This is a genomic window from Campylobacter sp. RM5063 (assembly GCF_024723655.1).
GTDB classification, from domain to species: domain Bacteria; phylum Campylobacterota; class Campylobacteria; order Campylobacterales; family Campylobacteraceae; genus Campylobacter_D; species Campylobacter_D lari_D.
The window spans coordinates 1-1236 of sequence record NZ_JANQDA010000050.1 but is presented as its reverse complement, the minus strand read 5'-3'; the positions used below and the strand labels follow the sequence as shown (position 1 = coordinate 1236).

The window sequence follows — 1236 nt, the reverse complement described above, 5'->3', positions numbered from 1 at the left end:
TAATCAACACAAATTTAAATCTCAATTGAATTTTAAAGCAGCTTTAGATGATAACTTCAAAGCTTTTGTTCAATTTGAATATAACCCAGGTGGTGAAAATGGATTTGGTGGTGCAAACACAGATACAAAAAGTGCTTTCGGTGTTAGACAAGCTTACTTAGAATATACCAATGAAGCTTATGCTACAAGCGTAACTTTCGGTAAAATGGAAATTGGCTCTATTTGGACTGATGATGCAGTAGGAACAGGAGCTAAAGTAGTAAACACTTCTATTGAAGGTTTAACTTTTGCAGGTTATTGGTTTGATAGCTTCAATGTTCAAGATGATGGTGATTTTGGAGATACAAAACTTAACAATTCTTCTTTATACGGTGCTGCTGTATTAGGTGATTTCGATCCATTTGCTTTCCAATTATGGGCTGCTTATTCAGCAAACAATGCATTCTTATATGCAGTAGATGCTAGCTATAAATTTACATTCAATGATATGGCTAACTTCAAAATCCAAGCTCAATATTTAGGAAATAGCTTGGATAGTGATTTTGAAAAATTCTATGGTCATGGTGTAGATGATGGCAATTTCTATGCTGCTCAATTACAAGGACAAATTTCTGCTTTTGATTTCCAAGCGGGTATCGTTGGCTATGGTGATAAAAACAAACAAACAGTTGTCACTTTAGAAGATAAAGGAAGAGTAATTGCTCCAGGTGAACAAATTTTTTATTCTAACAAGAGTGATTTAAGACATACTTATGGCGAAAGTCTTTTCTATTTTGCAGGTTTAGGTTATACTTTTGCTGAAACTGTTAGAGTAGGGTTTGACTATATCGGTGGTAAAACTGAACAAGCTGGCAATAACGACATAGATAAAAATGAATATATTGCAAGAGTATCTTATGCATATAGTCCAAAACTTACATTTAGTGGCTTCTATTCTTACTTAACTGAAGATTATAACACCAATGGTGTTCATGATAGCGATGATCAATTCATCAGACTTGAAGCTCTATACAAATTCTAATTATAAAAGCTAAGCCAAAAGGCTTAGCTTGCTATATCTAAAATTATATCTTCTTTTAATCCTTGTATCTTAATTTCTTTTATTTTTAAATCATTAGGTAAGTTTTCTAGCAAAATTTCTTTGCTATGTATATTTTTACTTGCTAATACTCTTAGTATTTTACCCCTATAAGCTTTAGCAAAATGACTTAAAGTTTTGGAATTTTTTAAAAAAGT

General features: G+C 31.9%; 1 protein-coding gene and 1 pseudogene. One reads left to right on the top strand and one right to left on the bottom strand.

The features are described from left to right. The coding region (locus tag CAMP5063_RS08280; protein WP_337195158.1) for a major outer membrane protein at positions 1 to 1021 on the top strand (1021 nt) is incomplete at its 5' end. Between the two features lie 23 nt (positions 1022 to 1044). Here the strand turns inward: CAMP5063_RS08280 and CAMP5063_RS08275 are convergent. Continuing rightward, a pseudogene (locus tag CAMP5063_RS08275) lies at positions 1045 to 1236 on the bottom strand (YaaA family protein); the annotation flags it as partial.